At 39.6% G+C, this 24,981-nt stretch carries 28 protein-coding genes and 2 pseudogenes; 3 read left to right on the forward strand and 27 right to left on the reverse strand.

The genetic code is table 11. The features are described from left to right. Window positions 1-9 precede the first annotated feature (9 nt). The 11 genes from QM867_RS08785 to QM867_RS08835 all read right to left on the reverse strand — a co-directional run bounded on the left by QM867_RS08785 (window position 10) and on the right by QM867_RS08835 (window position 10,170). Window positions 10-741 (reverse strand): NAD-dependent protein deacylase, encoded by a 732-nt coding sequence (locus QM867_RS08785; protein WP_414315587.1) that lies wholly within the window; start codon window positions 739-741, stop codon window positions 10-12. A gap of 231 nt (window positions 742-972) precedes the next feature. Then, complete coding sequence (gene deoD / locus QM867_RS08790) at window positions 973-1,683, reverse strand: purine-nucleoside phosphorylase (protein WP_153224822.1); 711 nt, start codon at window positions 1,681-1,683, stop codon at window positions 973-975. Window positions 1,684-2,035: 352 nt separating this feature from the next. Then, complete coding sequence (locus QM867_RS08795) at window positions 2,036-2,746, reverse strand: type 1 glutamine amidotransferase (protein ID WP_414315588.1); 711 nt, start codon at window positions 2,744-2,746, stop codon at window positions 2,036-2,038. Then, on the reverse strand, window positions 2,743-3,978 hold the full coding sequence (locus QM867_RS08800; RefSeq protein WP_371607997.1) for a chloride channel protein: 1,236 nt from the start codon (window positions 3,976-3,978) through the stop codon (window positions 2,743-2,745). Before QM867_RS08800 ends, QM867_RS08795 begins: the two co-directional genes overlap by 4 nt. Before the next feature lie 4 nt (window positions 3,979-3,982). Further along, a complete protein-coding gene (locus tag QM867_RS08805; protein WP_371607996.1) occupies window positions 3,983-4,792 on the reverse strand; it encodes a purine-nucleoside phosphorylase in 810 nt (269 codons plus the stop codon). Further along, a complete protein-coding gene (locus QM867_RS08810) occupies window positions 4,789-5,349 on the reverse strand; it encodes a DUF1697 domain-containing protein (RefSeq protein ID WP_315638913.1) in 561 nt (186 codons plus the stop codon). Before QM867_RS08810 ends, QM867_RS08805 begins: the two co-directional genes overlap by 4 nt. Window position 5,350: 1 nt before the next feature. Beyond that, complete coding sequence (locus QM867_RS08815) at window positions 5,351-6,562, reverse strand: phosphopentomutase (RefSeq protein WP_371607995.1); 1,212 nt, start codon at window positions 6,560-6,562, stop codon at window positions 5,351-5,353. Window positions 6,563-6,574: 12 nt separating this feature from the next. Continuing rightward, the gene (gene rpiA / locus QM867_RS08820) at window positions 6,575-7,258 is read right to left on the reverse strand and encodes a ribose-5-phosphate isomerase RpiA (RefSeq protein ID WP_045763755.1); all 684 of its coding nucleotides are present in this window, start codon (window positions 7,256-7,258) and stop codon (window positions 6,575-6,577) included. Window positions 7,259-7,363: 105 nt separating this feature from the next. Then, a complete protein-coding gene (locus tag QM867_RS08825) occupies window positions 7,364-8,293 on the reverse strand; it encodes a peptidase U32 family protein (protein ID WP_371607994.1) in 930 nt (309 codons plus the stop codon). Window positions 8,294-8,420: 127 nt separating this feature from the next. Further along, window positions 8,421-9,101 (reverse strand): ABC transporter ATP-binding protein, encoded by a 681-nt coding sequence (locus QM867_RS08830; protein WP_371607993.1) that lies wholly within the window; start codon window positions 9,099-9,101, stop codon window positions 8,421-8,423. Between the two features lie 13 nt (window positions 9,102-9,114). Next, window positions 9,115-10,170, reverse strand: coding sequence for an ABC transporter permease (locus QM867_RS08835; protein ID WP_414315589.1), 1,056 nt, complete (start codon window positions 10,168-10,170; stop codon window positions 9,115-9,117). Between the two features lie 350 nt (window positions 10,171-10,520). Here QM867_RS08835 and QM867_RS08840 point away from each other — a divergent pair, with 350 nt between their 5' ends. Next, on the forward strand, window positions 10,521-10,796 hold the full coding sequence (locus QM867_RS08840) for a DUF3270 family protein (RefSeq protein ID WP_414273340.1): 276 nt from the start codon (window positions 10,521-10,523) through the stop codon (window positions 10,794-10,796). A 110-nt stretch (window positions 10,797-10,906) separates the two neighbouring features. Here the strand turns inward: QM867_RS08840 and QM867_RS08845 are convergent, their stop codons facing one another. The 16 genes and pseudogenes from QM867_RS08845 to QM867_RS08920 form a co-directional block, all read right to left on the reverse strand. Continuing rightward, entirely contained in the window at window positions 10,907-12,241 is a 1,335-nt protein-coding gene (locus QM867_RS08845) for a sensor histidine kinase (RefSeq protein WP_414315590.1), read from the reverse strand. Continuing rightward, window positions 12,234-12,905 carry a response regulator transcription factor gene (locus QM867_RS08850; protein WP_000590624.1) on the reverse strand — a complete coding sequence of 224 codons (672 nt, stop codon included), beginning with the start codon at window positions 12,903-12,905 and terminating at the stop codon, window positions 12,234-12,236. The genes QM867_RS08845 and QM867_RS08850 overlap by 8 nt, the downstream gene beginning before the upstream one ends. A 114-nt stretch (window positions 12,906-13,019) precedes the next feature. Further along, window positions 13,020-15,566 (reverse strand): M1 family metallopeptidase, encoded by a 2,547-nt coding sequence (locus QM867_RS08855; protein WP_414315600.1) that lies wholly within the window; start codon window positions 15,564-15,566, stop codon window positions 13,020-13,022. A 122-nt stretch (window positions 15,567-15,688) separates the two neighbouring features. Further along, window positions 15,689-16,128 (reverse strand): annotated as a pseudogene (locus tag QM867_RS08860) (ASCH domain-containing protein). Further along, entirely contained in the window at window positions 16,125-16,973 is an 849-nt protein-coding gene (locus tag QM867_RS08865) for a putative PEP-binding protein (protein WP_414315591.1), read from the reverse strand. The pseudogene QM867_RS08860 and the gene QM867_RS08865 overlap by 4 nt, the downstream one beginning before the upstream one ends. Window positions 16,974-17,014: 41 nt before the next feature. Further along, window positions 17,015-17,742, reverse strand: a pseudogene (locus tag QM867_RS08870) (GNAT family N-acetyltransferase). Then, a complete protein-coding gene (locus QM867_RS08875; protein ID WP_414315592.1) occupies window positions 17,729-18,229 on the reverse strand; it encodes an NUDIX hydrolase in 501 nt (166 codons plus the stop codon). Before QM867_RS08875 ends, QM867_RS08870 begins: the two are co-directional and overlap by 14 nt. Before the next feature lie 40 nt (window positions 18,230-18,269). Next, on the reverse strand, window positions 18,270-18,875 hold the full coding sequence (locus QM867_RS08880; RefSeq protein ID WP_414315593.1) for a DUF6707 family protein: 606 nt from the start codon (window positions 18,873-18,875) through the stop codon (window positions 18,270-18,272). A gap of 51 nt (window positions 18,876-18,926) precedes the next feature. Continuing rightward, the gene (locus QM867_RS08885; RefSeq protein ID WP_414315594.1) at window positions 18,927-19,298 is read right to left on the reverse strand and encodes an Imm51 family immunity protein; all 372 of its coding nucleotides are present in this window, start codon (window positions 19,296-19,298) and stop codon (window positions 18,927-18,929) included. Window positions 19,299-19,351: 53 nt separating this feature from the next. Beyond that, window positions 19,352-19,690 carry a hypothetical protein gene (locus tag QM867_RS08890; RefSeq protein WP_414315595.1) on the reverse strand — a complete coding sequence of 113 codons (339 nt, stop codon included), beginning with the start codon at window positions 19,688-19,690 and terminating at the stop codon, window positions 19,352-19,354. Window positions 19,691-19,708: 18 nt separating this feature from the next. Beyond that, window positions 19,709-20,128: an SMI1/KNR4 family protein gene (locus QM867_RS08895; RefSeq protein WP_414315596.1), complete on the reverse strand. Its 420-nt coding sequence runs from the start codon at window positions 20,126-20,128 to the stop codon at window positions 19,709-19,711. An 18-nt stretch (window positions 20,129-20,146) separates the two neighbouring features. Further along, on the reverse strand, window positions 20,147-20,482 hold the full coding sequence (locus QM867_RS08900) for a hypothetical protein (protein ID WP_414315597.1): 336 nt from the start codon (window positions 20,480-20,482) through the stop codon (window positions 20,147-20,149). Window positions 20,483-20,518: 36 nt separating this feature from the next. Next, complete coding sequence (locus tag QM867_RS08905) at window positions 20,519-21,217, reverse strand: 3-oxoacyl-ACP reductase (protein ID WP_414315598.1); 699 nt, start codon at window positions 21,215-21,217, stop codon at window positions 20,519-20,521. After that, entirely contained in the window at window positions 21,210-21,446 is a 237-nt protein-coding gene (locus tag QM867_RS08910) for a DUF2829 domain-containing protein (protein WP_033584053.1), read from the reverse strand. The genes QM867_RS08905 and QM867_RS08910 overlap by 8 nt, the downstream gene beginning before the upstream one ends. A gap of 96 nt (window positions 21,447-21,542) precedes the next feature. Beyond that, a complete protein-coding gene (locus QM867_RS08915) occupies window positions 21,543-22,688 on the reverse strand; it encodes a site-specific integrase (RefSeq protein ID WP_315638898.1) in 1,146 nt (381 codons plus the stop codon). A 652-nt stretch (window positions 22,689-23,340) separates the two neighbouring features. Further along, window positions 23,341-24,054: a helix-turn-helix domain-containing protein gene (locus tag QM867_RS08920; RefSeq protein WP_315638896.1), complete on the reverse strand. Its 714-nt coding sequence runs from the start codon at window positions 24,052-24,054 to the stop codon at window positions 23,341-23,343. Between the two features lie 152 nt (window positions 24,055-24,206). Here QM867_RS08920 and QM867_RS08925 point away from each other — a divergent pair, with 152 nt between their 5' ends. Together QM867_RS08925 and QM867_RS08930 are read left to right on the forward strand one after the other, a co-directional pair. Next, window positions 24,207-24,437 (forward strand): helix-turn-helix domain-containing protein, encoded by a 231-nt coding sequence (locus tag QM867_RS08925; protein ID WP_000090006.1) that lies wholly within the window; start codon window positions 24,207-24,209, stop codon window positions 24,435-24,437. A 15-nt stretch (window positions 24,438-24,452) separates the two neighbouring features. After that, a partial coding sequence (locus tag QM867_RS08930) for a Rha family transcriptional regulator (RefSeq protein WP_414315599.1) occupies window positions 24,453-24,981 on the forward strand: 529 nt, incomplete at its 3' end.

The following is a 24,981-nucleotide window of genomic DNA, read 5'->3' on the forward strand; positions in this document are numbered from 1 at the left end:
TTCAGTTTTTTATTGTCTCAATTTAGAAAATACTTCTCCGATCTTACCTTCGATAACTAAATCAGCTTGGCTATCTTGAGGGGTGCTGGACTTGTTGATAACGACAAGATTTGACCCTGAAAAATAATTGATGAGGCTAGCTGCAGGATAAACGACTAAGGAAGTTCCACCAATGATCAATAAATCTGCTTGCTGAATGACTCGGGCTGCTCGACTAAAAACATCCATATCCAGAGGTTCCTCATAAAGGGTTACGTCAGGTTTGACCACTTTACCACAATATAAACAATGAGGAACTGGACCTTCAAGTGCCAAAAAATCATCCAAATCATAAAAGTGATGACAGCCCAAACAGTAATTACGATCTGCACTACCATGCAGTTTCAAAACTTTTTCAGAACCCGCCATTTCATGGAGACTATCGATATTTTGCGTCACAATCGCCTTTAATTTACCAGTCTTTTCCAAAAATGCTAGATAAATATGTGCTAAATTTGGCTTGGCATCTGGATAGACGAGATACTTTTTGTAGAAATCAAAAAAATCCTCTGGATAGCGTTCAAACATGGTGCGTGAAACCAGTTGCTCGGCAGTAAAATGGCTCCCCAACTTAAGACTATAAACACCATCAGAACTTCGAAAATCAGGAATATTAGACTCTGTTGAAACCCCTGCACCACCGAAAAAGACAATTCTTTGACTTTTATCTATCAGTTTCTGTAATTGTTCAATCTTATCCATTTCACCCCTCCTTAAGTTTTTTGTTCTAAAAAAGTTGAAAGCCTTGACTTCTTGTCAACTTGGCTTCCAACTTTATTTGATTATGATTAAGATATTAAACTGACTAGTCTAGGTCCTTTGACATAATTTGACTTTCTTCAAAGTCCTTATTCTCATCTATTTATAGGATTGAAGCAATGAACATGCTTATCATTTTGAGAACAAGAGTAATCACATGAATGGAATCTAACTTTAGTCTGCAATCAAGGTTTCTAGACCAACTTTCATCATATCTGTGAAAGTATTTTGGCGCTCTTCTGCAGTTGTATCTTCATCTGGATTAACCAAACTATCTGAAATAGTCATGATAGCAAGAGCATCAACATGGTGTTGAGCAGCAAGATAGTACAGCGCAGCTGCTTCCATTTCTACAGCCTTGACTCCCCATTTACCAAGTTCGATATTTTTTTCAAAGTAGTTTGAGTAGAAAACATCTGAAGACAAGACATTACCAACGTGAGTGGTCATACCAAGATCTTTGGCAATATGATAGGCTTTATCAAGTAAATCAAAGCTAGAGATTTGTGGAAAATCATATTGAGGCCAGTCATTGCGGATGATGTTTGAGTTGGTTGCAGCTGCTTGTGCCAAAACTAATTCACGAACATGAACATCCTCATTCAAAGAACCAGCAGTTCCGACACGGATCAATTTTTTCACACCGTAATCGACAATCAATTCACGCGCATAGATGGAGATTGATGGCATTCCCATCCCTGTTCCCATGACAGATACACGATGGCCCTTGTAAGTCCCAGTGTAACCAAACATGTTACGGACTTCGTTAAAGCAAACAGCATCTTCTAAAAAGTTCTCAGCGATAAATTTCGCACGAAGAGGATCTCCAGGAAGAAGAATTTTATCAGCAATTTCACCCTGCTTAGCAGCAATATGGATAGACATAGTTTATGATACAAAGAGCGACCAGAAAGCGACTGAAAATTAGGAATCTGACGAGAAATCCTGATTTCACAGTCAGATTATCTATTTTCCGAGCTTTCCGCTCGTGTTCAAATCTGAACACACGCTCTACCTTTCTTTTTTGATATACAAGACAGGCGACAGAGAACAAAGTAAAAATAGGAAACTGGCGACGCATTGTAAATGCTAGACAGTTTATCTTTTTTACACAGTTCTCCGCCCGTATTCAGTTCAGCGAATACAGTTAACCCATCCTTTCTTTTTTAATTGAGTAATTAGAAAAGCTTTCCGCTCGTGTTCAAATCTGAACACATGCTCTACCTTTCTATTATTTTTAATTTGTTAATGAATCCAAAAATGCATAGAGTTTTGCATTCATTTCTTGATAATCATATGCACGAATAGCTTCAGGCTTTTGAACATAAGTCAAATTCTTGCTTTGTTCTTCCAAAACTTCTTCACCATCCGCAGCAATTAAGAGCTCTACTGCTTCTGGATCAAATTCCAAATGAGCTTGGAAGGCATAGTGTTTAGGACTAAAGCGAATAATCTGACGTGGACAGCCTTGACTGGTCGCAAGGACGATAGCATCCTCTGTTAATCCCGGCATATCTCCATGCCAGTGACCAGTATTTAAAGTTTGTCCAAAAACTTTGACATGATTGTCTTTTAATCCAGCTTCAGTTAGCGTTATTGGAAAAACACCAATCTCACGCTCTGGACTATGTTCATACTCTGCGCCATAAGCAACAGATAGGAGTTGAGCACCAAGACAGACACCAACAATATAACGATCTGCCTTCATAGCCTTTTGAATCATCTCAATCTCTTCCTGAGGATCGTAGTATGGAAAAGTTTCCCGATCTTCATCTGGCGATTGAGGTCCTCCCATTACGATCAAAAAGTCGATCTCATCCACTGTCTCTGGTAAGGCTTCATTCTCATAGACTTTGGTCGTGGTCACTTGATGGCCACGCTCCTGCGCCCATTTTAGATAAGCGCCCGGCACTTCAAAGGTTTCATGCAGTACAAAATGTACCTTCATCGTTTCTTCTCCCATCTCTTTCGAATCACGTAAGACAGACTAGCTGCAAGTACAAGCGGAATTGTCAAACTCCAAGTTTGGCCTGTAAATCCAAGGCTCAGGGCAATAGCTGCCAGAGGAGCTTTTAAGGACGTCCCTAAAAAGACGGTCGCTCCTAGTAACATCCCTAAAGCAGGATCCAGATGAATACCAACTACAGTCAAAAGCAAGGTCACTAGATAGCCAGATCCAATCCCTAAGGCAAATGATGGTGTCAAAGTTCCCCCATACGCACCATTGCGCAAGAGGAGATAAACCAGAAGCCCCTTCACTGCAAGAGCCAGTGGAAGATAAGGAATCGACTGACTAGACAAGAGGACTTGCGCTAGTACCTGGCCATTCCCCATAAAGATAGGGAAAAAGGCTACTAGGCTCCCCAGCACTAGAAAGGCTAGAGGAAGAGCCCAAAGAATCGTCCCAGCCTTCCGCCGTTTGTGACTAGCCCGCTTGGCGAGGAAAGCAAAGACCAGAGCCAAGGGAGTAACCAAGAAAGCAATCACAATAGCCTGGAAGAAACTGCTAGCCGACCATGAGACTGCGGACAGGTGATAAATAGCCTCCTGACCAATGATGGACTGAGCGACCCAGGTGGCTAGATAAGTGCTGGTCAAAACCAGTAGAAGGTTCTGCCAACTGTAGGCGAGTCCTAAGGTCTCAAAGACGAACAAGCTACTGGCAAAGGGAACTTGATAGACCGCAGCTAAACCAGCTCCAGCACCACAGGCAATCAAGACTTTTCGCTCTTTGAGGGCTAGAGAAAAACCTTTCGCCAAGCGATCAGCTAGAAGAGCCCCGACCTCACGTGGTGCTCCTTCTTTTCCGACCGATGCACCTGCTCCGACAATCGCAACCTGCATACCTGCATGAAGGAGGTGGGCTAAGAGCGCTGGTTCCCTGTCTCCAGCTAAGTCAATTTGCTGGCGAATAGACAGAATCTTATAACGCTTTTGCAAGATATACCAAAAACCAGCTGCCAAGCACCCAGTCACACATAAGACCAAAAATCTACGGAGACCTCCAGCTTCTTGAAATTGCTGGAGTAAATCCGACTCATCTTGGCCAAAAGCCAGCCCTTGCACCCCTTCTAGTAGATAATGACAGGCAATTCCGACCAGACCCGTCCCTATTCCTAATGATAAAGTGGCTAGAAGCACTCTCAGTCCATAGGGCATACTTTGGAGTCGTACTCTCATAGTCTTACAATTCTGCAAGAATAGCTTTAAGCAATCCTTTAAAGTCTCCTTTGACACGTTCGGTAACTTCTACCACTTCTTCGTGGTTGAGTTCTTCTTGGAAACCAGCAGCAAAGTTGGTGATACATGAAATACCAAGAACCTTCAAGCCAGAGTGTGCTGCAACGATAACTTCAGGAACAGTGGACATACCAACCGCATCTGCACCAAGTGTCTTATATGCACGGATTTCAGCTGGAGTTTCATACGTTGGACCAGTTACACCGATATAAACACCATCATCAAGTTTAACACCAAGTTTTTCAGCAACTGCATGAGCTGTAGCACGATAGTCTGGAGTATAGGCTTTTGACATGTCTGGGAATCGTGGACCGAAGTCATCCAAGTTTTCACCGATTAGAGGGTTTTGGCCTGTCATATTGATGTGGTCAGTGATAGCCATCAAAGTACCAGGACCAAAGCCGATACCACCAGCAGCATTGGTAACAATCACACCTTCACAGCCTAAAACTTTCATAACACGAACTGGGAAAGTAACGACTTCAAGAGGATTTCCTTCGTAGAAGTGGAAACGTCCTTGAAGGGCCAAGACTTTACGTCCTGCAAGTTCACCGTACACCAATTTTCCAGCGTGTCCAACAACAGTCGAACGTCCCCAGTTTGGAATCTCAGCATAGTCTACCACAACTGGATTTTCGATTTCTTCAGCAAGTTCTCCAAGTCCTGATCCAAGAATCAAGCCAAACTCTGGTGCTTTTACTCCCTTTTCTTTTAAGAAAGCAGCTGTTTCATTGATTTTTGCTAATAATGTCATTGTCTGTCTCCTTCATAATCTTTTAAAAATTGACCGATTTTGTCAAAGGTTTTTGCATTTCGAATAGTAATATTACGATAGAAAGGCATCTTAAGCAGGTACTTGTGATAGGCTGTTTTGCTATAGGTTTCTTCTGAGAATTTGCCCCAGAAGATTCCCAGTTTCCCGAAATGAAGCACTTCATCTACCAGTTCCATACTTTCGACTTTCTCGATAACTTGCTTGATATCCAGTCCCTCAGTATAAAAGAGAACATCCTTTCGAGCTATTTCTTGGAACCACCATTCCGGAAGAGTTCTAAGCTCCTCTTCGTAATCTTCTTGACTTAACAAGGAAAAATGTTGAATAAATGGATAATGTTCTTTAAAGAAATCCTGTAGCCTCTCAACCAACTGAGTTCTAGGCATGCTAGTATCAAAGAAAATATTGCCACTATTGATGTAGGTTTCAACATTTTCTAATCCCAACTCTGTCAATTCTTGACGAAGCTGGGCCATGACCACCTTATGTTTCCCACCGACATTGATCCCTCTAACCAGTAATGCCAAGCGAGTCATCTTAAACCAATTTATCTAAGAAGCTTTCACCAATCATAGCCTTATCTACGCCAAAGTTATCAGCGATTGTCGCAGAAATATCTGCAAAATGACCGATTGGTAGGTGTCCATTTCCTTTTAGTGATGGGCTACAGACCAAAAGTGGAATGTATTCACGAGTATGGTCTGTACCTGCATAAGTAGGGTCATTACCATGATCTGCAGTAATCATGAGTAGATCATCTTCTCTCATAGCAGCGATAAGCTCAGGCAAACGTTGATCAAACTCATGCAAGCAATCGCGGTAACCATGTGGATCACGGCGGTGACCGTAAAGTGCATCAAAGTCGACCAAGTTAGTGAATGAGAATCCTTTTTCAAACTCAGCAAGGCCCATTGTTGTCAAAAGCGTATCAATTCCATGGCTATTAGACTTATTGTGGCCCATATCATGGTTCACCCCAGCACCATTAAAGATATCGCTAATCTTACCTACTGAGTAAGTATCAATACCTGCTTCGTTAAGTTTGTCCAAAACTGTTGGAGCAAATGGTGATACAGCCAAGTCACGACGATTTGCAGTACGTGTGAAGTTTCCAGGCTCACCAACATAAGGACGAGCGATAATACGTCCAAGAAGAGCTGGACGCTCTAAAGTAATCGAACGAGCGTATTCACAGATACGGTAGAGTTCATCCAAAGGAATAATGTCTTCGTGAGCAGCAATTTGAAGAACCGGGTCAGCTGATGTATAGATGAGCAACTCGCCTGTTTCCATTTGGCGTGGTCCAAAATCATCGATAACAGCAGTTCCTGAGTAAGGTTTATTTGCTTCACGGATTACTTTACGACCTGAGAATTCTTCAATCTTTGTAAGGATTTCTTCTGGGAATCCATTCCAGAAAGTATCGAAAGGTTCAGTGATATTGAGGCCCATGATTTCCCAGTGACCTGTCATGGTGTCTTTACCTAATGACACTTCCTCAAGTTTAGTGTAGTAACCACTAGGATTTGCTTCTGCGGGAACCGTTTTAAGGGCTGTCTCACGCTCGATGTTCCCAAGACCAATCTTAGCCATGTTAGGAACATTCAAACCAACAGATTTTGAAATATGCCCAAGTGTATCAGATGCTCCATCTGGAACCCCTGCATTGACGAAGTTATTAGCATCTGGTGCTGCACCGATTCCTACAGAATCGAGCACTACCAAATGAATACGTTTAAATTTTGACATCGTTTGCCTCCTTTATTTCCCTTTTGTTGAAGTTAAAACCTGAACGCCAGCTTGCCCTGCTACAATCACTTTATCAACCATTTGATTAAATAAACCGTGCTCAACAATACCGACCTGAAGATCCAGTTGATGACCAAAAGCAATCGGATCTTCAATAACACCTAAATCAAGATCAATGATGAAATTTTTCATATCCGTCACAAAGCGTTGGCCATCTTTTTCACGAAAACTTGGCTTGTAACCAGCTTTTTCAAAACGACGGAAAACCTGTTCTGCTCCGTATTGGACAACTTCGACAGGTAGTTTGAAAGCGCCCAGTTTCTCAACCATTTTGCTCTCATCTACCACCCAGATATACTGTTTGGTTGGTGTCGCAACTACTTTTTCCATTAGAAGCGCACCACCGCCTCCTTTGATACCATTAAACTGGCGATCTACCTCATCGGCTCCATCAACAGTCACATCAACCTCATCCACCTCATCAATCGACTTAAGTGGGATATTTAATCCTTGTGCCTGTTTTGTTGTTACACTCGAGGTCGTTACGGCTGTAATTTGAAGTCCTTCTTCTTTAATTCTACGTCCGATCTCCTCTACGAAATAATAGGCAGTCGAGCCTGTTCCAAGTCCTACAACCATTCCGTCGGTTACGAACTCAGCAGCCTTGATGCCTGCTATTTTTTTCAGATTTTCCACTTAAACACCTCCAAACAAAAAGCTACTTTTATTATAACATGAATACGCTTTAAATTCATCCTTGCACTAGAAAAACCCGAACATTTTATTTCGGGTTTTTGATTCTTATTTAACCATGTCAGGATCGTAGTCATAAAATCCTGTGTCAAGGAAACGATTTTTTGGATGGAGTTTACGGACTTGCTCATCCAACAAGAAGGCTTGGTCATGCGTAAAGCTTCCCTCTTGAATCAAGCTACGGGCTTGGATGAAGAGTTTTGCAATCTCAACAAAATCTTGACCTGGAGTATAAAGTCCCTCTAGTTTCCAATGAGTGAAACCATGCTCTACCAACTCTGGCAATTTGGTCATCAAATCAAGGTCGTTGTTGGCAAAAATGTGAGTTCCATGATTATCCTCAAAAATAGAGTAATGACTCTCTGGGTCACTCGGTTCTGCAAGGAACAAATCACGTTGACGGGTTTTTTCATCATCAATCTGAGTAAAATTATAGTAATTCTGCAAGAGTGGACGCTTAGAGTGGTGGATGACACTAGCACCGTAAACCAAAACTTCAGCAGGAATTTCTAAAATTTCAGGCATTTTGAAAAGTTCTGCAGATGGGATTTCACGCGCCAAAACTGCTTCTGACGCTCTTGCTTTTTGTCCCCAGAAATTAATCTGACGACTACTTGTGACCATGGTTGAGGCATCGTAAATCGTTTTGAAAGAATATTTATCACGGTTAACCACATAAAAGACACCTGCGTCCCCAACTGTGATATAGTCCGTTTTGATTTCTTCTAAAAAGTCCAAGAAGGGCTTGATACGGTCCATCATGTCTTGGTGCATAAGAGCATTGACCGCAACGATTAATTCCTTACCGGCATCATGAACAATTTTTGCGATTTCACGCAATTCTTCATGACTAAAGGTAGTTGGCAAACGAAGACCAAAATCTTTCTCACCAACATAGATGCGGTCAACTCCCGCCTCTAGTAATTCTTTTACTTGTTCAATGCTTTCAGCAGTTGCTGTAATAATAATCTTTTCCATAAGAAAAATTATACCACATTTCTGAAAAATCAGCTATGGGCAATCTATTTTTTAAGAAAAGTTATACTCTTCACTTTTAGAAACATAAAAAGTGAACTACCTTTACTAGAGTTCACTTTATATTCTTTTATGCTTGTATTTCTTCAACAAGGTGACCATCATTCATGATAAAGACACGATCGACCTTATCGAGAAGTCTGGTGTCATGCGTAATCATCACTACTCCTCTTCCCTGCTCATGTGCAATTGAAGCAAGCATATCCGTTACTTGGTAAGCTCTTTGGGTATCAAGACTAGCCGTTGGTTCGTCAGCAAGAACGATGCTAGGATTGTTATAGAGTGCTCTGGCAATTGCTGCTCGTTGACGTTCTCCCCCAGATAAGGCCTTGGGATAATAATTTTGAACTTTGTTCAGGTCCAACAAATCAAATAACTCTTGGCGGTCACTTTTCGAAGATTTGTCTTTATCTAGTCGATCAATTAGGTCTAATTGTTCCTTAACAGTTAAAAAAGGAATCAGGTTTGAAGCCTGTAATATAAAACCAAATTCCTTAAACCGAAGATCTGTTTTCTCTTTTTCAGTCAAATTACCCGTTTCTGTTCCCTTTACTAAAATCTTCCCACCTGAAGGCTCCTGCAACTGCCCTAAGGTGGTCAAAAAGGTTGTTTTACCAGATCCAGAAGGACCAACTATGGCAACAAATTCACCTGCATTTAGTTGAAAGTTCGTCTCGTGTAGTGCAATGACTTTCATATTTCCTTCTCCATAGCTTTTCGTCACTTGCTTCATTTCTATCAATGGTGTCATGTAGGTCTCCTTATCATTCTGCAATAGCCGTTATTGGATCAACCTTGAGCAAACGAGGGAGAGAAATCACTCCTCCAAGTAATGCCATCAAGCAAATTCCCAAACTCAATCCTAAATATGCTAACCAACTTGGATAGAAAACGAAGGTTGCAGGTAGAACAAGAATGACACCTACAATCGCCAATAAGGCTAGACCGATCCCAAAACCTGCCAGCAATATAATTTGACAAAAAAGCGACCAAACAATAGTTTTAACCTGAATTCCTTGAGCTCTCATAATCCCATAGAGGCCTAGTTTTTGAATAGTAATAATATAAATAAAAATCCCAACAATCAGACCTGTAATGACAATCATAGCTAGAATCATTCCTGAGAATACATTGACTTGAGGGGTATAGCCAGGAATTTTCGAAATCATTTTTTGAATAGAAATCTGCTTCAAACCATCGCCAGTCACTTCTACATCATTTTGCAATACCAATGCAGAGATCGAACGATTGGCTTTTGTTGTTCCTTGTAAATTCCAATACGTTGTTAAACTTGTAAAGATAACAGGTTCCGTGAAAAATTTATTTTCTCTGGTCAAACCTACAATCTTAAAACTTGTCTCACTTCCGTTGAGTTGAATAGCGTCCCCGAGTTTGATGCCGTAATTTTCAAAAGACTGATCCACTACCACTTCTTGGTCATTTTCTGGGTAACGCCCTTCAATCAAGGTTGGCGAGATAAAACTGTCCCACTCTTGACCAAAAATAGAGACATTCATCTTGTCACTACTATCGACATGGTTTGTCACCGCAAACATGTAGCTTAGAGGAACAGCATCCCCAGACACTTTATCTTTGTAGTCTTTTTCTGGTATAAAGGATGCAGTCAAATTATCATTTGCATAATCGGATAGCACAACTCCTGTTGCTTGCCAATTATCAATAGCAGCCCTGTTATTTCGAACAAGCCCAAGAGCCAAACTGGTCATAAAAAAGACCATAAAAGCAATGAGAAAAATGGTTGTTAGAATTAAACTGTAACGCAGTTTATTCTGTAAAATTTCTTTGATTGCAAGATACACTGCAATTCTCCTTTAACTTTTCTGGAAGTGGCAAATGCTCACTCAGTATCAAAAATAAAAGACAGAAAAATCTGTCTTTCATGCAAATCTTTTCATTCATCCTACAAAGTGGTTCTAAATCTACGGAAACAACCAGCAATTGCTACTTATATTTATTTCGCTTCCTCATTACAAAAACTTGAACAGGCAAGATATTTTGAGTTGTTCACCCATCCTATCACCTTTGTGGAAGAGTGTCAAGAAAATTGTTTCATCATATGAAAACAGACTTTATTCTTTTTGTAACCTTACTGTAATAATTTTTTTCTTGAAAAATGGTAAAATGAGAGAGTACTGTTAAGGAGAGAATCATGCCCGTAAGAAAATATCAATCGTATGAGTTTGAAGAAGAGGAAACTCAAACAACGCTATACCAAGACTATGTTCCAGAAACAACTTCCGTTGCTAGTTTGAAGGAAGTTCTTTTCTTTGTAAACATTGCTTGTTTTTGCGTCTTTTTAGCCTTGTTTAGCTTTATCTTTTTATCCCTCAAGTTCAATACAGTCTTAGCTTTTAGCCTAGCAATTGCCTTGAGTTTAGCGGCATCAAACTTTCAACGTTCAATGATTAAGAAGAAATTTTATTAGATTCAAAAGGTCGGGATTTTTATCCCGACCTATTTTTTATAGGATAGCTAAAAGGCTGCGACTAGAAAAGCGATACTTGGTCTACCACTTTCTAAGTCACAGCCTTTTTTTTATTTATTTTTACGCTTGGATGGTGTTTGGATGGCGATTTTTACTTCAAAAATCGTACCATGTGGTTTGTTATCCTTAACACTAATGGTTCCTTTTAAGGCATCGACAATCTGCTTTGCTAAGGATAAACCTAGCCCAAAGCCACCTTTTTGGCGAGTACGAGCTTTGTCAACTCGATAAAAGCGATCAAAAATTTTCTTTTTATCTGCTGCAGAAATACCAATTCCATCATCAGCTACTGACAAATAGAGATTACGCTCCGTCGTAGCAATGACAAAATGAATACCTCCTTCTTCTTCTGTGTACTTGACAGCATTGTCAAACAAGATAGTCATCAGTTGCTTAAGAAGAAGCTTGTCTGTTATGATGGTCCGATGAATACGATTTTCAAAATGAAAAACGCGGTTATTTTCAGATGCGATCATCTCATAGTTGGTAAAAGTTGTGTTAAAGAAGTCTGGCTCTACCTCTCCTAATTCCGGTTTAATGCCGTCATCACGACGAGCTAAATTAAGGAGATTAGTCGTTAAAAAGCGCATATTACGAACTTCTTCTAGACTGGAAGCAATACTCTCACTTGACTCCATAATAGTTGCCTCAGGTTTTCTGAAAAGAGTTTCTAGACGATTTTGCAGAACAGCTAATGGAGTTCGTAGCTCATGACTGGCATTTTCCACAAAACTCTGTTGCTTTTGCATGCTTTCAAGTAAAGGTTTAACACTGACACGCGCAAGATAAAGGCTGGCAATAATGGATAAAATCCAGAAGCTAGCCATGACTACCACGATTAATTGCTCATGATTTTGACTAATTTGCTCTATCTGACTGGTATTTATCAAAACCGCTGCATACTTAATATTGGTCGAGACAGATTCAATATTCATCTCAGTCAGAATCACTCGGTAAATCTCGTCCTGACCGTAACTATTCTGAACATGAAGTTGTCGAATATGATTCAAATCCTTTTTATTAAAAGTAATCTTATCAAGACCTAAAAAGCGGTTGCCAGTCACTAATTGATTCAAATTTGAATCCAACAAAATCACTTCCGTATTGGAACTGACCGTTGGTTTTTTATCCGTTGATGGAGGAACGGATTGACTATTGAGATCTTTGACTTCATCTGTTGCTCGATTGACAGCCAACTGGATGACATCTTGAGGATTGCCACTGAGAGACAGAAGCTTCTCATCAACTGAGGTATAAAGACTCGAGTGCATAACCTGCAAGATAATCAAAGTCATAGCGGAGAAAATCAGAGTAAATACTCCAAAGTTACGGATAAAATAACTGAAATCCTCCGCATACCAATTCTTTTTAAATTTATTAAACATGTTTTAAAATATACCCAACACTACGCAAGGTTTGGAGGTTTTCAGCAAAGACTGATCCCTTTAATTTCTTACGAACTTTTGATACGTAAACCTCTACGACAGAGATAGTTGTATCACTATCGAATCCCCATAAACGGTCAAAAATCTGGGTTTTGGGTAAGATAACATTTTGATTTTGGAGGAAATAAACCAAGAGATCAAATTCTTTACCTAATAGTTCAACAACAGTATCATTAACTCTAACCTCATTGGTAGATAGATTTACAGTCAAATCACCATAAGAAAGAGTATTTTCGTTGAACTTACCAGAACGTTTAAGCAGGGCCTGAATACGCATCTTGAGTTCTTCTAGGTAGAATGGTTTTGTTAGATAATCATCTGCCCCAAGCTCAAATCCATGACCTTTGTCATCGAGACTTTCCTTGGCTGTCATGATCAGAACAGGAGTCGAAATACCTTTTTCACGCAATTCTTTCAAGACTTGGAATCCATTTTTTTCAGGTAACATCAAGTCCAATAAAATCAAGTCATAAACACCACTTTCAGCCTCATAAAGACCTTCTTCTCCATCAAAAACCTGCATGACATCCGCAAAATCATCCAGAAAGTCAAAGACTGAATTTGACAGGCCTAGGTCATCTTCCACTAATAGAATCTTGATCATCAAAAATTCCTCCTTATTATACCTATTATAGCAAAAATATCTTAAAAAAAACTCAACTTCCCTTGTTTTTCCAATAGAAAGTTGAGTTTTTGTAATCTAGTTAGACTAGAATCCTTAAGCTTTGCTATATTGAGCAACAGCTGCTTCAACTGCCGCTTTTTCACGCTTGATCAATTCAACGCGTGCTGCGATTTCCTTGATGCCCATACCGATGTTACGGCTAAGGGCAAGGTCAGAAAGTTGTGGCTCAAAGAAGGCCTTGTATTCTGTCAAGCGTTGCTCTGTCTTAAATACATGGGCAGGCAGAATAACAAAGCTATCAAAGCTCATATCTCCACCAAGAGCAGCCTTAATCCAAGCCCAGTTTTCACGCGCCCAAGACCACGCTGTTTCCTGGGTTGCTTGATGACCTAAGAACTGATAATACCATGCAGACAAATCTTGAGGTTTCACCACAAATTTATCCTTCCAAGAAGCAATCAAGGTTTGGATATTATCCGCATCTGTACTGTAGGCAAGAGCAGCTGCCAATTGGCGTTTAAAGGCGGCATCTGTGGCATGAGTATAAAGATCGAGATAAGTTGCGACCAATTCCTTAGTCTCATGGTGTTTCATTTCATTGATGAGAACTTGTGAACGAATAGCTGCTGGAAGTCCTGAAAGATTATCCTTGTGGGCTTCGAAAATTTGGCTAGCAACTTGACTGGCTTCCTCGTCATTTGAACGAATCATCATGGAAATTGTCAATTGACGAACCAATTCATCTTCATCAGATTCACCCTCTTTAGCTTCAAAGCCAAGACGGTCATAGTTGTAACGAGCCAGTTTAGCAATAAGGGCTTTAAAGGCTTTTTCTGCCTCTGTTCCTTCATCGATAAAGCGATCAAGCGCTCCGATAACTTGTGAAACTGCTGAAACAACGAGATAAGATTCTTCTTGTGCTAATTGATCCACTACTGGAAGCAAGTCTGCATAAGAAATGTGCCCTGCTTCAGCAAGCAAACGACGTTCTTGGACGATTTGAAGTTTACTTGTGTTATCAAGTTCTACTAGGTCTGCAAGCACAGCATCAAGTAATTGACCTTGATAGTCTGTAATGTAGTGGGCTGTATTTTCAGTGTTGAAACGAAGTGCTCCTTCATTTTCAGCAAGAAGTGCTGCATAGCCAGGAATTTCGATACTTTCAGTTTCGAGAGTATCTGGTACTCCTTTCCAGTTGCTGTTAAGTGGCACTACCCAAAGTCGGTTTTTATCTTCGTGTTCACCGATGAAGAATTGTTTTTGTGAAATCTTCAAAACATCATTTTCAACTGTGGCAGTAAGGACTGGATAACCAGGTTGCTCCAACCAAGAATCCATGAAGGCTGCTACATCACGACCAGATGCTTGTCCGAGAGCATTCCAAAGGTCACGACCAATCGTATTTCCGTATTGGTGTTTTTCAAAGTAAGCATGCAAACCTTTGGCAAAATCAGCATCCCCTAACCAACGACGAAGCATGTGCATGAGGCGACTTCCTTTGGCATAGACGATAGCTCCATCAAAGAGAGTATTGATTTCATCTGGGTGTTTGACTTCAACGTGAACAGATTGAACGCCATCCGTCGCATCGCGTTCAAGAGCCAGAGGTACTCCACCTGTTTGGAAATCTTCAAAGATATTCCAACTTGGCTCGATGGCATCCACACAGACGTATTCCATCATATTCGCGAAGCTTTCATTGAGCCAGAGGTCATCCCACCACTTCATAGTTACAAGGTTACCAAACCATTGGTGAGCAAGTTCGTGAGCAATGACAAGAGCTACCTGTTGACGGCTGGCAAAGGTTGAGTTTTCATCAACAACCAAGTAAACTTCACGGTAAGTTACCAGACCCCAGTTTTCCATAGCACCAGCTGAGAAGTCAGGAAGGGCGATGTGAAGAGACTGAGGAATTGGATACTTGACTCCGTAGTAATCTTCGTAAAACTCGATTGAGCGAACAGCGATGTCTAATGAGAAATCAAGATTTGAAAGTGGATGGGCCTTGGTTGAGTAAACACCTACCAAAGTACCATTTTTAGTTTTAGCAGTTACCCCTTGCAAATCACCAGCAACGAAAGCTAGCAAGTATGAGGACATACGTGGAGTTGTCTCAAATTTCCAGATGCCAGTTTCCTTACGGTTTTCAACGTTAATCTCAGGCATGTTTGACAAGGCAATTTCGCCTGCTGCTTGGTCAAAACGAAGAGCTAGGTCAAAGGTTGCTTTGGCTTCTGGCTCATCCACACATGGGAAGGCTTCACGGGCAAAGTGGCTCTCAAACTGAGTAGACAAGACTTCCTTCTTAACTCCATCAACTGTGTAGTAAGATGGGTAAATCCCTGTCATGTTATCTGTGATCTTACCTGAAAAAGCGATGACCAAATCAACTGAACCTGCTTCTGTAAGTTCGATATGAAGAGCTTCGTTTTCATTATCAACTGTAAATGGACGAGCTTGACCTGCTACTTCAACAGAAGCAATTTCTAAGTCCTTTTGGTGAAGGGAAATTCGGTCACTTTTAGCTTGACCAGTAATGGTTACTTTTCCTGAAAACGTCTTAGTCTCACGACTCAAGTCTAAAAATAAATCATAATGTTCAGGAACAAATTGTTTAATATAATGTTCTACTGCTTGCATCATTTTCTCCTATTCTATATTTCTGAGCAAATGCTCTAGTTCAAACATACCTATTTTATCATATTTTAAGTCAGAAAAAAGCTTTGGACAGTGATTTCCAAAACTTTCTTCCTACTAGCAGTCTAGAGAGGGTAGACCTTGCGAAATTCTTCCAAAACAATCTTGCTGTCAGGTGTAAAATCCAGACCTGCTTCTCCTAACCAGTCTTTGAAAAAATCTTCATGAACCTGACCCAATAGGCTAAAGATTTGTCTCCCTCACCTTCCTTGTGGGCATGGTCGGCTGAAACCTGATGGAAAGGCTGAACGGAAACCTTTGTAATTTCAATAATGCAGATAGCTTGATCCTTACTGTCTAAAATAACATCAAAGGTCCCTTCTTGGGGAAGGAGTTCGTCCTCTACTGCGTAAAGGTCGTAAGCTGAGGCGGTTGCCGTCTTTTCACCTTTTAAAACCAAGTCTGCCAAGAGATCGGCTTCCACTCCAAAAGCCCAGGCGTCGATTTCATCTCCGATCAAGGGATTGATTTTCTTGTAGGTATTCCACATTTCTTGAGGTGTCATAGGTTGCTCCTTTGTATGTTTTTACTTTCTTCTTTTACACGTTTGAGATGATCTGGATGGTCAATCTCTAAATTAAAAATCTCCGGAATAGAACTGTAGTGGATAATGCACTCAATCCCCATCTGATTCATTTTTTGTATGAAAGAAGGATTCAGATAGCCTGCCACGGCGAAATCTATCTTTTTCGTCCTTGCTTTATCCTGCATCTGTCTCAGCATTTCTAACATTATTGGACTTTCCATATCGTGCCATTGACTATTTCTCACAGTGGCAAAAATAAATGAAGTCAAATCATTCATTCCAATTACAATCTTTGAAATACCAGTTTCCAGTATCCTGTCCAAGTCAAAATAAGCTGACGGTAATTCAATCATTGTTCCAATTTTTCCAGTGAAACCATGCTGACGCAATACTCTAATAGCTTGTTTTAACTGTTCAGCATCATTGACAAAAGGAAAAATAACAGACAGATTGGGATTAGTTTGATAAACTTCTGTAACGACATGTGCCTCAGCCTGAAATTCATCTGGACATGCCAGTAAACGCCTAGTACCTCTATATCCAAATAATGGGTGGCGTTCGTCAAAATACTCTTTAGTCCCGTCTAGACTATTTGCTTCTGCATTTGTTAACTCTGAAAAGCGATACCAGACCTCTTCATCTGAGTATAAATGGCAAATAGTGTCTAGATAATCTTTTACAAATTGCTGACAATTTGGTAATAGTATGTTTTGGTTTATTTCTCTCAACAAGTATTCCCCACGAATCATACCGATATGGTGAAATAGTTGAGGATAAACTTTTTCAACAATTTGTTCTCCACTAAGAGCCAGTTGATTTTGCATGTCCATTCACCTCGTCTTAAAAGATACAATATCAGATATCATTATATGACGCTTTCATCTAGTTCAAAAGCTTCATAAGGTTCAACTAACTCATATCCTAAAAATTCTGCTACTTTTTTGGAAGCCTCGTTATGAGCATCCCAAAGAGGAAACATATCTCTATTTAAACTCTCTAGAATCATTGCAGCACCAAGCTTTTTAGCAAATCCATTTCCTTGTTCGTTTGGTCTAGTTGCAACTTCCACTTCAACTGCTCCACGGTAAACTAACCCTGAGGAAATCCCAGCAATCAGTTCTTTATTTTTAAGAACCACAAAGCCAAATCCTCCTTTTAAAGAAAAATCCTGATAGGACTCAAAATCTCCCTTTAAATCTTGTGACCATTCTTCCTCAGAAAGGCAGTTATAAATACGATTATCAATAGGTACAATATTGTAACCTTCCTCTATATGACTAACTAGATCATTAGAAATTCAACTTGAAAATTTGCCTTATCCTTAAAAGAATAGCGAGTAAAAGAAATTAACCCAACTTGCCGATGCAGAAAATCTTGCCACTTAGTGTCTTCTGATATAATAATCTTATAATCTAAACCATATTGCCTAACAAAATCTTCCCAAAATCTGGAATTCAACTCCCCTGCTAGGTATAGAAAATTCCCAATATCATAAAAACTTGTTGTCCCATCACTGTTTCGGTATACAGTTCCAATTTGAGATTTAAGACCATAGAGAACCATATTTTTCTTCCATGTTTTAAATAGTTCCATTATCCCCCATCTTTACCTTCCAATTTCTATATCTTGTCAGTTCTAATTCAGGAAATCCTTGTAACTCCGCCTTCACCTTCAATACTAAGGGTGAGGCATTTTCTTCGGTAATCTGCTCAATAGGAAGCCAAATTGCATTTGCTGAATCGTTACTTCCATCAAGAACTTCATGAGGAAGGGATTTTTGAGAACGTTCTAAATCAAGTACGATATCATAAAAGGCCATGATATGATGTACTGCGAAGTCTTGCCCTTCTTCTTGAACCAGTACATCATAAATCCTAGGATTGCAATAACGGATAAGCGTATAGCCCGTCTCTTCCAAAACTTCTCTCTTGAGGGTTTCTGTCAACCCCTCACCGATTTCCTGACTACCACCCGGTAAATCAAAACGATGCTGATAAGGCCCTCTCATTTTCTCAATGCAAAGCAATTTCCCATTCTCATAGCAAATGCCATAGACACCAAAGTGTTTTTTTATTTCCATATTCTACTCTTTCTAAAAGTCCAAGATCAATAACTTACCCTTATCCCTTAAAAGGAAAGAGGCTATAGATTTCATGCTCCTTAATATACTTCTTTAGTATTTCCATATTCTCTTTGATTTTTGCCTGGATATCTATCTCTTCACACGTTGACTCAACAATAAAGAGGTGAATCTTCAATAGATCTGTCAAGTATAGCAAACGGCGTTCCATTTCCGATTCAGGACTTGAAGCTTGCTCGATTTTTGCAAGCTTTTGCTCCAAGCTATCACCATTCAAAAATCTCTGATGAACTCTCCTTCTTATTTTTTGAGTTGATTCCTCCCCTTGTTCTAATGGAGATAAAAGGAGTTTTTTATAGACGAGTACCTGATTTTCTTTTTCTCTTTCCAGATAGGCCAATAAAACTAGAGAGCTATCAACAAAGGTCCAAGTGTTATAATTCCCTTCAAATGGAACTTGTATGATACGATCTAATAATTCCTTAGCCATTTCCTCTTGACCATCCAGATAAAGTAAATAGGCCAGATGATTCAGTGATTCGAGATAACTAACTTGGGTCTTCTTATTCTTTTTTAATATTTTATCTAAATAGGGATGTAGGTCTGGATGATTTTCCACTAGCTCAACTACTTCTGATAGCTTCATCTGAAACCCTTTCTATTCTTTTTTAAAAAAATTTAAAGAGATTTTAGTCAATTAATCCAACTCTGCTCTACTGAACAAGTCTTTCATAGATTCGATATCATCACAAAATTCTTTAAATCCTAAAGCAAATTTAGCCAAGGCGTCCACCTTGGAAGAATAGGCACAAAACATACTTCCTTCAGGATCAAAGTCAATAGCATCGCTTAATTCAGGCATTTTTTCCTCCAAAAATACCAAAGCCAAGGATGCCCAATCGTAGCCATTTCCTTCAAATCCCTCCTCTTCTCGAGTATCAAACACTTCCTGTCTGTATTCTCCATCTGGGTAATAAATAAACGACCCGCGAACATTTTTAGGATCCTCATCATATACAAGCAGGCTAAAAGGGGCAATTTTTTCATTTATGTTTTCGTAATCTATCATTTCTTAACTCCTTTTTTTATTATCAATGGAACTGCAACATTCTAGCTTTGTAACTAGGGTTCAAAGGGTATAAAACTATCATGCTGATGGTAATATTTCAAAGCCTCGACCAAGTCTTTGTGACTTACATCTGGCTTTTCCTCAAGTGCAACCGAAAGAACGTCAATCAACTGCTCTCCATAGTAGACTAGCTGGAGATCTTGCTCCACTACATCAGCAGGATAAATATCACGGTCTTCCACGACATCCGGATAATTTGATACCCAATAGAGCCTATCTAGTGCCAGTTCTCCATCCTCCTTGCCATAGAGGCAAAAATCATCTGATACCAACTTGTCCATGCGTACCTGCTCGATGATCTGCTCTAGTGAAAGTTCTTGGTATTTCCGCATCCCTTCTCCTTTTTAGTCTCACTCTTCAACAAAAGAATTCAAAAAATCCTCAAAAGATGGCCACTGACCATACACCTCAGCTGTTTCTTCTAGAACATAGAAATACACCTTGCCAAAGTTCTCTTCCCTTAGTGAAAGAGCATAATTGCCAGATCCAGGATCATAGGCAAAATGGAGAAGATCTGCGCCCTTAAATCCCTCAGGCACAGCCTCATCGTCAAACCATGTAAGAGACTTCTTCATCTCCTCAAGTGAATTAAAGGAATTGAAAGGAAATAAATGACGGTCATCGTGAACACCCCTTACTTGGGGCTGACCACCGTTGTGCTTGAGATAAAAGCCCAACATAGTTTTTGGCAATTTCTTCCCAAGAATCTCCTCAAATTGTAAAAAATCTTCTTTTGAAATCGGTGAATCTGCATCTAGCACTCTAAACATGATTTCTCCCTCCCAGTTTTACAACTCTTCCTCTAAACTCTTATCAATAAAGTCATAGACGTTTGCAGCAACTTTTTGCATGTCTAAGGAGCCTAAAGCACCCAAGTCATTTTCATAAATGCAATCATCAGCATTTTTCTTGATAAAGTAGGCCAAATCTCCTTCCTGTCCAATCATAAAGTAATCTGACTCTACTTCCTCAATCTGATAAGTTTCATTACGCTCTTTTAGATCCTCCTTGGCATACAAACAGATACCAGTATCTCCAATTTCATAGGGGTCAATCTCTTCCCACTCTGTTAAAAACTGATAGTAGAGATTGGGCAAGACAAATCCAAACTCATCTCTTTTCATAGCTTACCTCCACATATTTATAGAATAGCAACTATGCTACTTCAAGCTCCAACCACCATCAATAGTCAGAATCTGTCCCTGCATAGCACTCGCTTTTCCGCTTGCTAAAAAGAGGCTGACTTCAGCTATTTCACTTGGCTCAATCCAGCGTTTGATAGGTGTTTCACTGGCTACCCAGTCTGCCAGACCACCTGGTTCAAAATCAGCTGCGGTCATACCCGTCTTGACTGCACCAGGAGCAATCCCAAAGACCTGGATACCAGCTTCTGCATAGTCTAGAGCTAATTGCTTGGTAAAACCAGCCAAGGCATGCTTAGACGAGGTATAGGCGTGACCACCCCCGCCTGCTAGATTTGAAGCAATGGAACACATATTGATGATGATCCCTTTTTTATTCTCTAGCATTTGCGTAAGATAATGTCGCGTCAGCTCTACTGGTGTCACATAGTTGATTTCAAAAATTTCTTGGATTTCCTGAGCAGATTGTTCTAGTAAAGGTTTGTAGTCATCCAAAACTCCAGCTGTATTGCAGAGAACATCCACCTGAGGGCACCAGTCAAAAATTGGTTCTAAGTCAAGTGTTAAATCACGTTGTAGAAAGCAAAAGTCACCTTGTAAGGCAGGCTTTTCACCCTGATCTACTCCAAAAACCTGATAACCTTTTTCTAAAAAGAGTCGAGCTTGAGCCAGACCAATCCCTGAACTAACGCCCGTAACTAAGACACGTTTAGTCATGGACTTCAACCCAATCCGTCGCTAGGATATCACATGGTGTCGGACTCCACATGGAAAAACCTTCCCCTTCTCCAGATACGTTGATGAGGAAATAGGGTGTCACTTCAAGAGCGACGCCATTTTGTTCAATGGTATCAAAGAGCTGGACATAATTTTCAGCTCCACCCCAGCCAGTACGTACATATTTCTTTTTCGCCTTTAGTCCAGGCAAGATTTCTTCGAATGTCATGTTTTTCTCCTTTTTTGTCTATAAACGTTGATTTAATAGGCTTTTTAGTCAGCCTATGAGTTTTAAAAATATAAATTTGTTCACCTTTTTGTGGACTTACAAGCTATTCATGGCTTTTTCAAAATATGAAACCGCCTCTTTTTCTTTATCTGCAGATAGGTGGCTGTATATATCCATGGTCATAGCTAAAGTAGCATGACCTAAACGGTATTGTAATTCTTTATAGCTGATACCAGCATTTAGCAATAAACTAGCGTGAGTATGGCGGAAAGCGTGGAAAGTAAAGCGAGGAATAGAAATCTCGGCACACCGTCGATCTAAAGCCTCTTGTCTGGTTGCCAGGTTCTGGTACTCTCTCGTAGGTGTTGCAAACACCACAGACGAAGCACGCGCCCCAGACTGCAAATATAATTGGCGTTGCCTATTCTTGTATAGACGTAGCATGTTGACTGTTTTCTTGTCTATGCTGATTGTCCTAACTCCTGCTTTGCTTTTTGGTGTACCTATTAGCTTTAAAAATCTATTGTAGTTCTTGCTTATGCTGACGGTTCCATTCTCTAAGTCAATATCAGACCATTCCAGGGCTACTACTTCTCCGAAACGGCACCCAGTAGCAAGTAAGACACTATACAGAACAAAATCAAGATAATAACTGTATTTCTTAAACGCTAGTTTTTCCATGTGGAGCAACAGAGCCTTTAAATCGTCTGAAGCTATGAACTTGATTGCTGTATTCTCACGTTTAGGCTGTTTAGGAAGAATAATGTCTCTAGCTGGATTAAATGGCAAGAGCTGGAGAGATACCCCATACTGTAAGACACGCCTATTTATTGAATGAACCACTGCATAATGGACTATCTGAGTAGATAAATCGTTGATAAAGCTTTGTATATAGCTAACAGATAACTTGGCCAGTCTCAGACTACCAAAGACAGGTATAAGGTGATTATAGAGCATTTGCTTAGTTGCTACAAAAGTCTGAGGCTTTACTGTTAGCTGATAACTATCTAGCCATAGATCAGCTAACTCCTGATAATTCTTTACAGGTACTACTTTTGTCACAGTACAACCGTTCGATATAAAATCATCTTGCGCGTGCTTTGCTTTCTGCTTGACCTCTTTCCTTGTCCTACCCGTTACACTTGTTTTGGCTTTCTTTCCTGTTACCTGGTCAATTCCTAGATATACATTAGTACGATAGACTTTACTACCGTCTTTTTTTATAACTTCAGTTATTTTCATGATGATAAACCTTTCTAAAATACATCAGCAGGCAAGCTATTATTAAAAAGGTTTTAGATTGTGGTTTAAATCATGCTAGGGCTTCACAGATTGCCCCACATTCGATTTTAAAGAGTCAGGCGGTAAATAATACCAGAGTAGGAAATAAGGCGGATATGGGGCTATTATGGGCTTGTTTATAGTAAACAGGCCTGTATTTAAAGTTTTTTCAAAATCTGAGTTTATCTTTTGGGTTTTGTTGACATCAACAAAATTGGCAACCACGGTTTTTCCGGAGTCTTCACAGGCTATTTTGCTTTGTCTATAACTTGGTTAAAGTTACGCCACTCCATATATTCTAGAATGGTTTGTAATTCTCTGGCGTACCAAGATTTTACTCCGTAAAATTGGTAGATATAGAGCTTATACGGGTAAATGTTGGAAAAAAGTCGGATTTTCAAGAATACTGGAAAAAAACAATTTTCTTCATTTTCTGAGTCCCTAAAAAGCGATGGGGTAAACAATTCCAAACCCGTTTCTATTAGTTCTTAATAGTTGGAAAACTAACATTTCTAACACCCTAAAAAGTGGCAAGGTTTAGACAAGGTCAGCGGACTTGCTGAAGTACGAGAAAGTACGTGCTTCAGGATTGTTGGATATTGTGGCGCGTGGGTTAGTCTATACCCCAAAGTAACGCAAAATCATCTAGATTTTCTTTATCTTTCTCAGCTTCTTGAAGAGCTAAAGACTTAATTTCTTCAAATAGATTTTCAAACTTTTTATATAATTTGTTGTAATATTCTTGGTTGAATTCCTTATCTTCAAAAACTATGTAGAATTCACTACTTGTTTTTTGAAATACAATATCTAGCCAGAATAGGATATTACTTGTCTTTAGCGCAAGGGCATTTAAAACTTCATAGTTGTCTTTGGGATTGTATTCATTTAATGATTCAGTGATAGTAGTGAGAAACTCTTCAGGACTGATTGGGAAATTTTTACTCTTTGCTAGTTCAATTATTTCCTTGTCCCTTTTCTCTCTCTCTTTTACTTTCTGAAAAATTTTATCTTTTGAAACATTTTTTACGAGGTATTTTTCTTCGTCTAATTGTTTATCTAACATATATAAAAATTCTTTGTAAACATCTTTGTCAGAAAAGCGAGGGTCAAGATCAGATTTTTTCACTCCCAAATAATCAGCAAGTTTTTGAAGATTGCCAGATGTTGGCATTGATCTACCTTTTACATAACCAGTTATTGTACTTTTAGGAATTTCTAAAGCATTATGCAGGTCTATCTGTCTGATACCTTTTTCTTTCATAACACGGTTAAGATTATTAGAGAAATATTCTCTATTCTTTAAATCCTGAGGGCTATTTTTTGCCATTGTTAAAAACTCCCTTACTTTAATTCTACAACCTGATTATAACACAAAAAAGACAAAGTACGAAAAAAATAAAATTTTTCAACAACAGCGTTGACAAAGTACGAAAAAAATAGTACCATGATTTTATCAATCTTGAAAGGAGCTATAAGAATATGGCACAATGGACGCTAAGAGCGTGTCGAGTAAATGCAGGTTTTACTTTGCGCCAAGTGGCTAAGAAGGTCAACAAGAATTTTCAGACTATCTCAAAGTACGAAAAAGATAGTACGCTAATCCCTTTTGAGCTACTTAAAGAGTTATCGGAATTGTATCAGGTAAAACTGGACGATATTTTTTTAGGAGATAGTACGAAAAAAATAGAACTAAATCAAAAGGAAATCTAAGAAAGGAGTGAACCAATGGAACTAGTCTACATGGACGGCAAGAAAGAACCGTATACACTGAGTAGTATCGTAGCAGAGTGTGCAGAAGTTAAGCACAGACATTTGAAGATTTTGCTGAATAAGCATCGAGAGGACTTTGAGAGCTTCGGAAAGGTGCAATTTAAAATTTCACCTTCAGAGAGTGGGCAAAATGTACGGGACTATATTTTGAATGAGCAACAAGCAACCTTGCTGATCACTTACTTACGAAATACAGAACCTGTAAAAGAGTTTAAGAAGAACCTAGTCAAAGCTTTCTTTGAAATGCGTGATGAACTTTCTAAGTTCCGTATGCAGAGGGCGCTAGAAAAGCCAAAAAGAAAAACCTTGCATGACAGTATTGAGAACTGGGAACAAGCACCCAAGCACGCGCATAGCACCATGAACAACCTGATACTGAAGGCAGTGACCGACAGGAACGCTAAGCAGTTAAGGGAAGAACGTGGGGGCTATAATGGCATCGATAGCTTGACCAGTGACGAGCTAGAGCAATACCAGGCATTTG

Origin of the sequence: Streptococcus infantis, from assembly GCF_047463635.1 — a bacterium.
Taxonomy (GTDB): Bacteria; Bacillota; Bacilli; order Lactobacillales; family Streptococcaceae; genus Streptococcus; species Streptococcus infantis_W.

Bases quoted from the DNA above. Each gene is read 5' to 3' on its own strand.
- QM867_RS08850 (WP_000590624.1), bottom strand. From the start codon at position 12,905: ATGATCAAGATTCTATTAGTGGAAGATGACCTAGGCCTGTCAAATTCA.
- QM867_RS08920 (WP_315638896.1), bottom strand. From the start codon at position 24,054: ATGGCAAAAAATAGCCCTCAGGATTTAAAGAATAGAGAATATTTCTCT.
- QM867_RS08890 (WP_414315595.1), bottom strand. From the start codon at position 19,690: ATGCGGAAATACCAAGAACTTTCACTAGAGCAGATCATCGAGCAGGTA.
- QM867_RS08795 (WP_414315588.1), bottom strand. From the start codon at position 2,746: ATGAAGGTACATTTTGTACTGCATGAAACCTTTGAAGTGCCGGGCGCT.
- deoD (WP_153224822.1), bottom strand. From the start codon at position 1,683: ATGTCTATCCATATTGCTGCTAAGCAGGGTGAAATTGCTGATAAAATT.
- QM867_RS08925 (WP_000090006.1), top strand. From the start codon at position 24,207: ATGGCACAATGGACGCTAAGAGCGTGTCGAGTAAATGCAGGTTTTACT.
- QM867_RS08915 (WP_315638898.1), bottom strand. From the start codon at position 22,688: ATGAAAATAACTGAAGTTATAAAAAAAGACGGTAGTAAAGTCTATCGT.
- QM867_RS08830 (WP_371607993.1), bottom strand. From the start codon at position 9,101: ATGACACCATTGATAGAAATGAAGCAAGTGACGAAAAGCTATGGAGAA.
- QM867_RS08905 (WP_414315598.1), bottom strand. From the start codon at position 21,217: ATGACTAAACGTGTCTTAGTTACGGGCGTTAGTTCAGGGATTGGTCTG.
- QM867_RS08875 (WP_414315592.1), bottom strand. From the start codon at position 18,229: ATGGAAATAAAAAAACACTTTGGTGTCTATGGCATTTGCTATGAGAAT.
- QM867_RS08840 (WP_414273340.1), top strand. From the start codon at position 10,521: ATGCCCGTAAGAAAATATCAATCGTATGAGTTTGAAGAAGAGGAAACT.
- QM867_RS08865 (WP_414315591.1), bottom strand. From the start codon at position 16,973: ATGCAAAATCAACTGGCTCTTAGTGGAGAACAAATTGTTGAAAAAGTT.
- QM867_RS08785 (WP_414315587.1), bottom strand. From the start codon at position 741: ATGGATAAGATTGAACAATTACAGAAACTGATAGATAAAAGTCAAAGA.
- QM867_RS08855 (WP_414315600.1), bottom strand. From the start codon at position 15,566: ATGCAAGCAGTAGAACATTATATTAAACAATTTGTTCCTGAACATTAT.
- QM867_RS08800 (WP_371607997.1), bottom strand. From the start codon at position 3,978: ATGAGAGTACGACTCCAAAGTATGCCCTATGGACTGAGAGTGCTTCTA.
- QM867_RS08810 (WP_315638913.1), bottom strand. From the start codon at position 5,349: ATGACTCGCTTGGCATTACTGGTTAGAGGGATCAATGTCGGTGGGAAA.
- QM867_RS08910 (WP_033584053.1), bottom strand. From the start codon at position 21,446: ATGACATTCGAAGAAATCTTGCCTGGACTAAAGGCGAAAAAGAAATAT.
- QM867_RS08895 (WP_414315596.1), bottom strand. From the start codon at position 20,128: ATGTTTAGAGTGCTAGATGCAGATTCACCGATTTCAAAAGAAGATTTT.
- QM867_RS08900 (WP_414315597.1), bottom strand. From the start codon at position 20,482: ATGAAAAGAGATGAGTTTGGATTTGTCTTGCCCAATCTCTACTATCAG.
- QM867_RS08885 (WP_414315594.1), bottom strand. From the start codon at position 19,298: ATGATAGATTACGAAAACATAAATGAAAAAATTGCCCCTTTTAGCCTG.
- QM867_RS08815 (WP_371607995.1), bottom strand. From the start codon at position 6,562: ATGTCAAAATTTAAACGTATTCATTTGGTAGTGCTCGATTCTGTAGGA.
- QM867_RS08805 (WP_371607996.1), bottom strand. From the start codon at position 4,792: ATGACATTATTAGCAAAAATCAATGAAACAGCTGCTTTCTTAAAAGAA.
- QM867_RS08880 (WP_414315593.1), bottom strand. From the start codon at position 18,875: ATGAAGCTATCAGAAGTAGTTGAGCTAGTGGAAAATCATCCAGACCTA.
- QM867_RS08845 (WP_414315590.1), bottom strand. From the start codon at position 12,241: ATGTTTAATAAATTTAAAAAGAATTGGTATGCGGAGGATTTCAGTTAT.
- QM867_RS08825 (WP_371607994.1), bottom strand. From the start codon at position 8,293: ATGGAAAAGATTATTATTACAGCAACTGCTGAAAGCATTGAACAAGTA.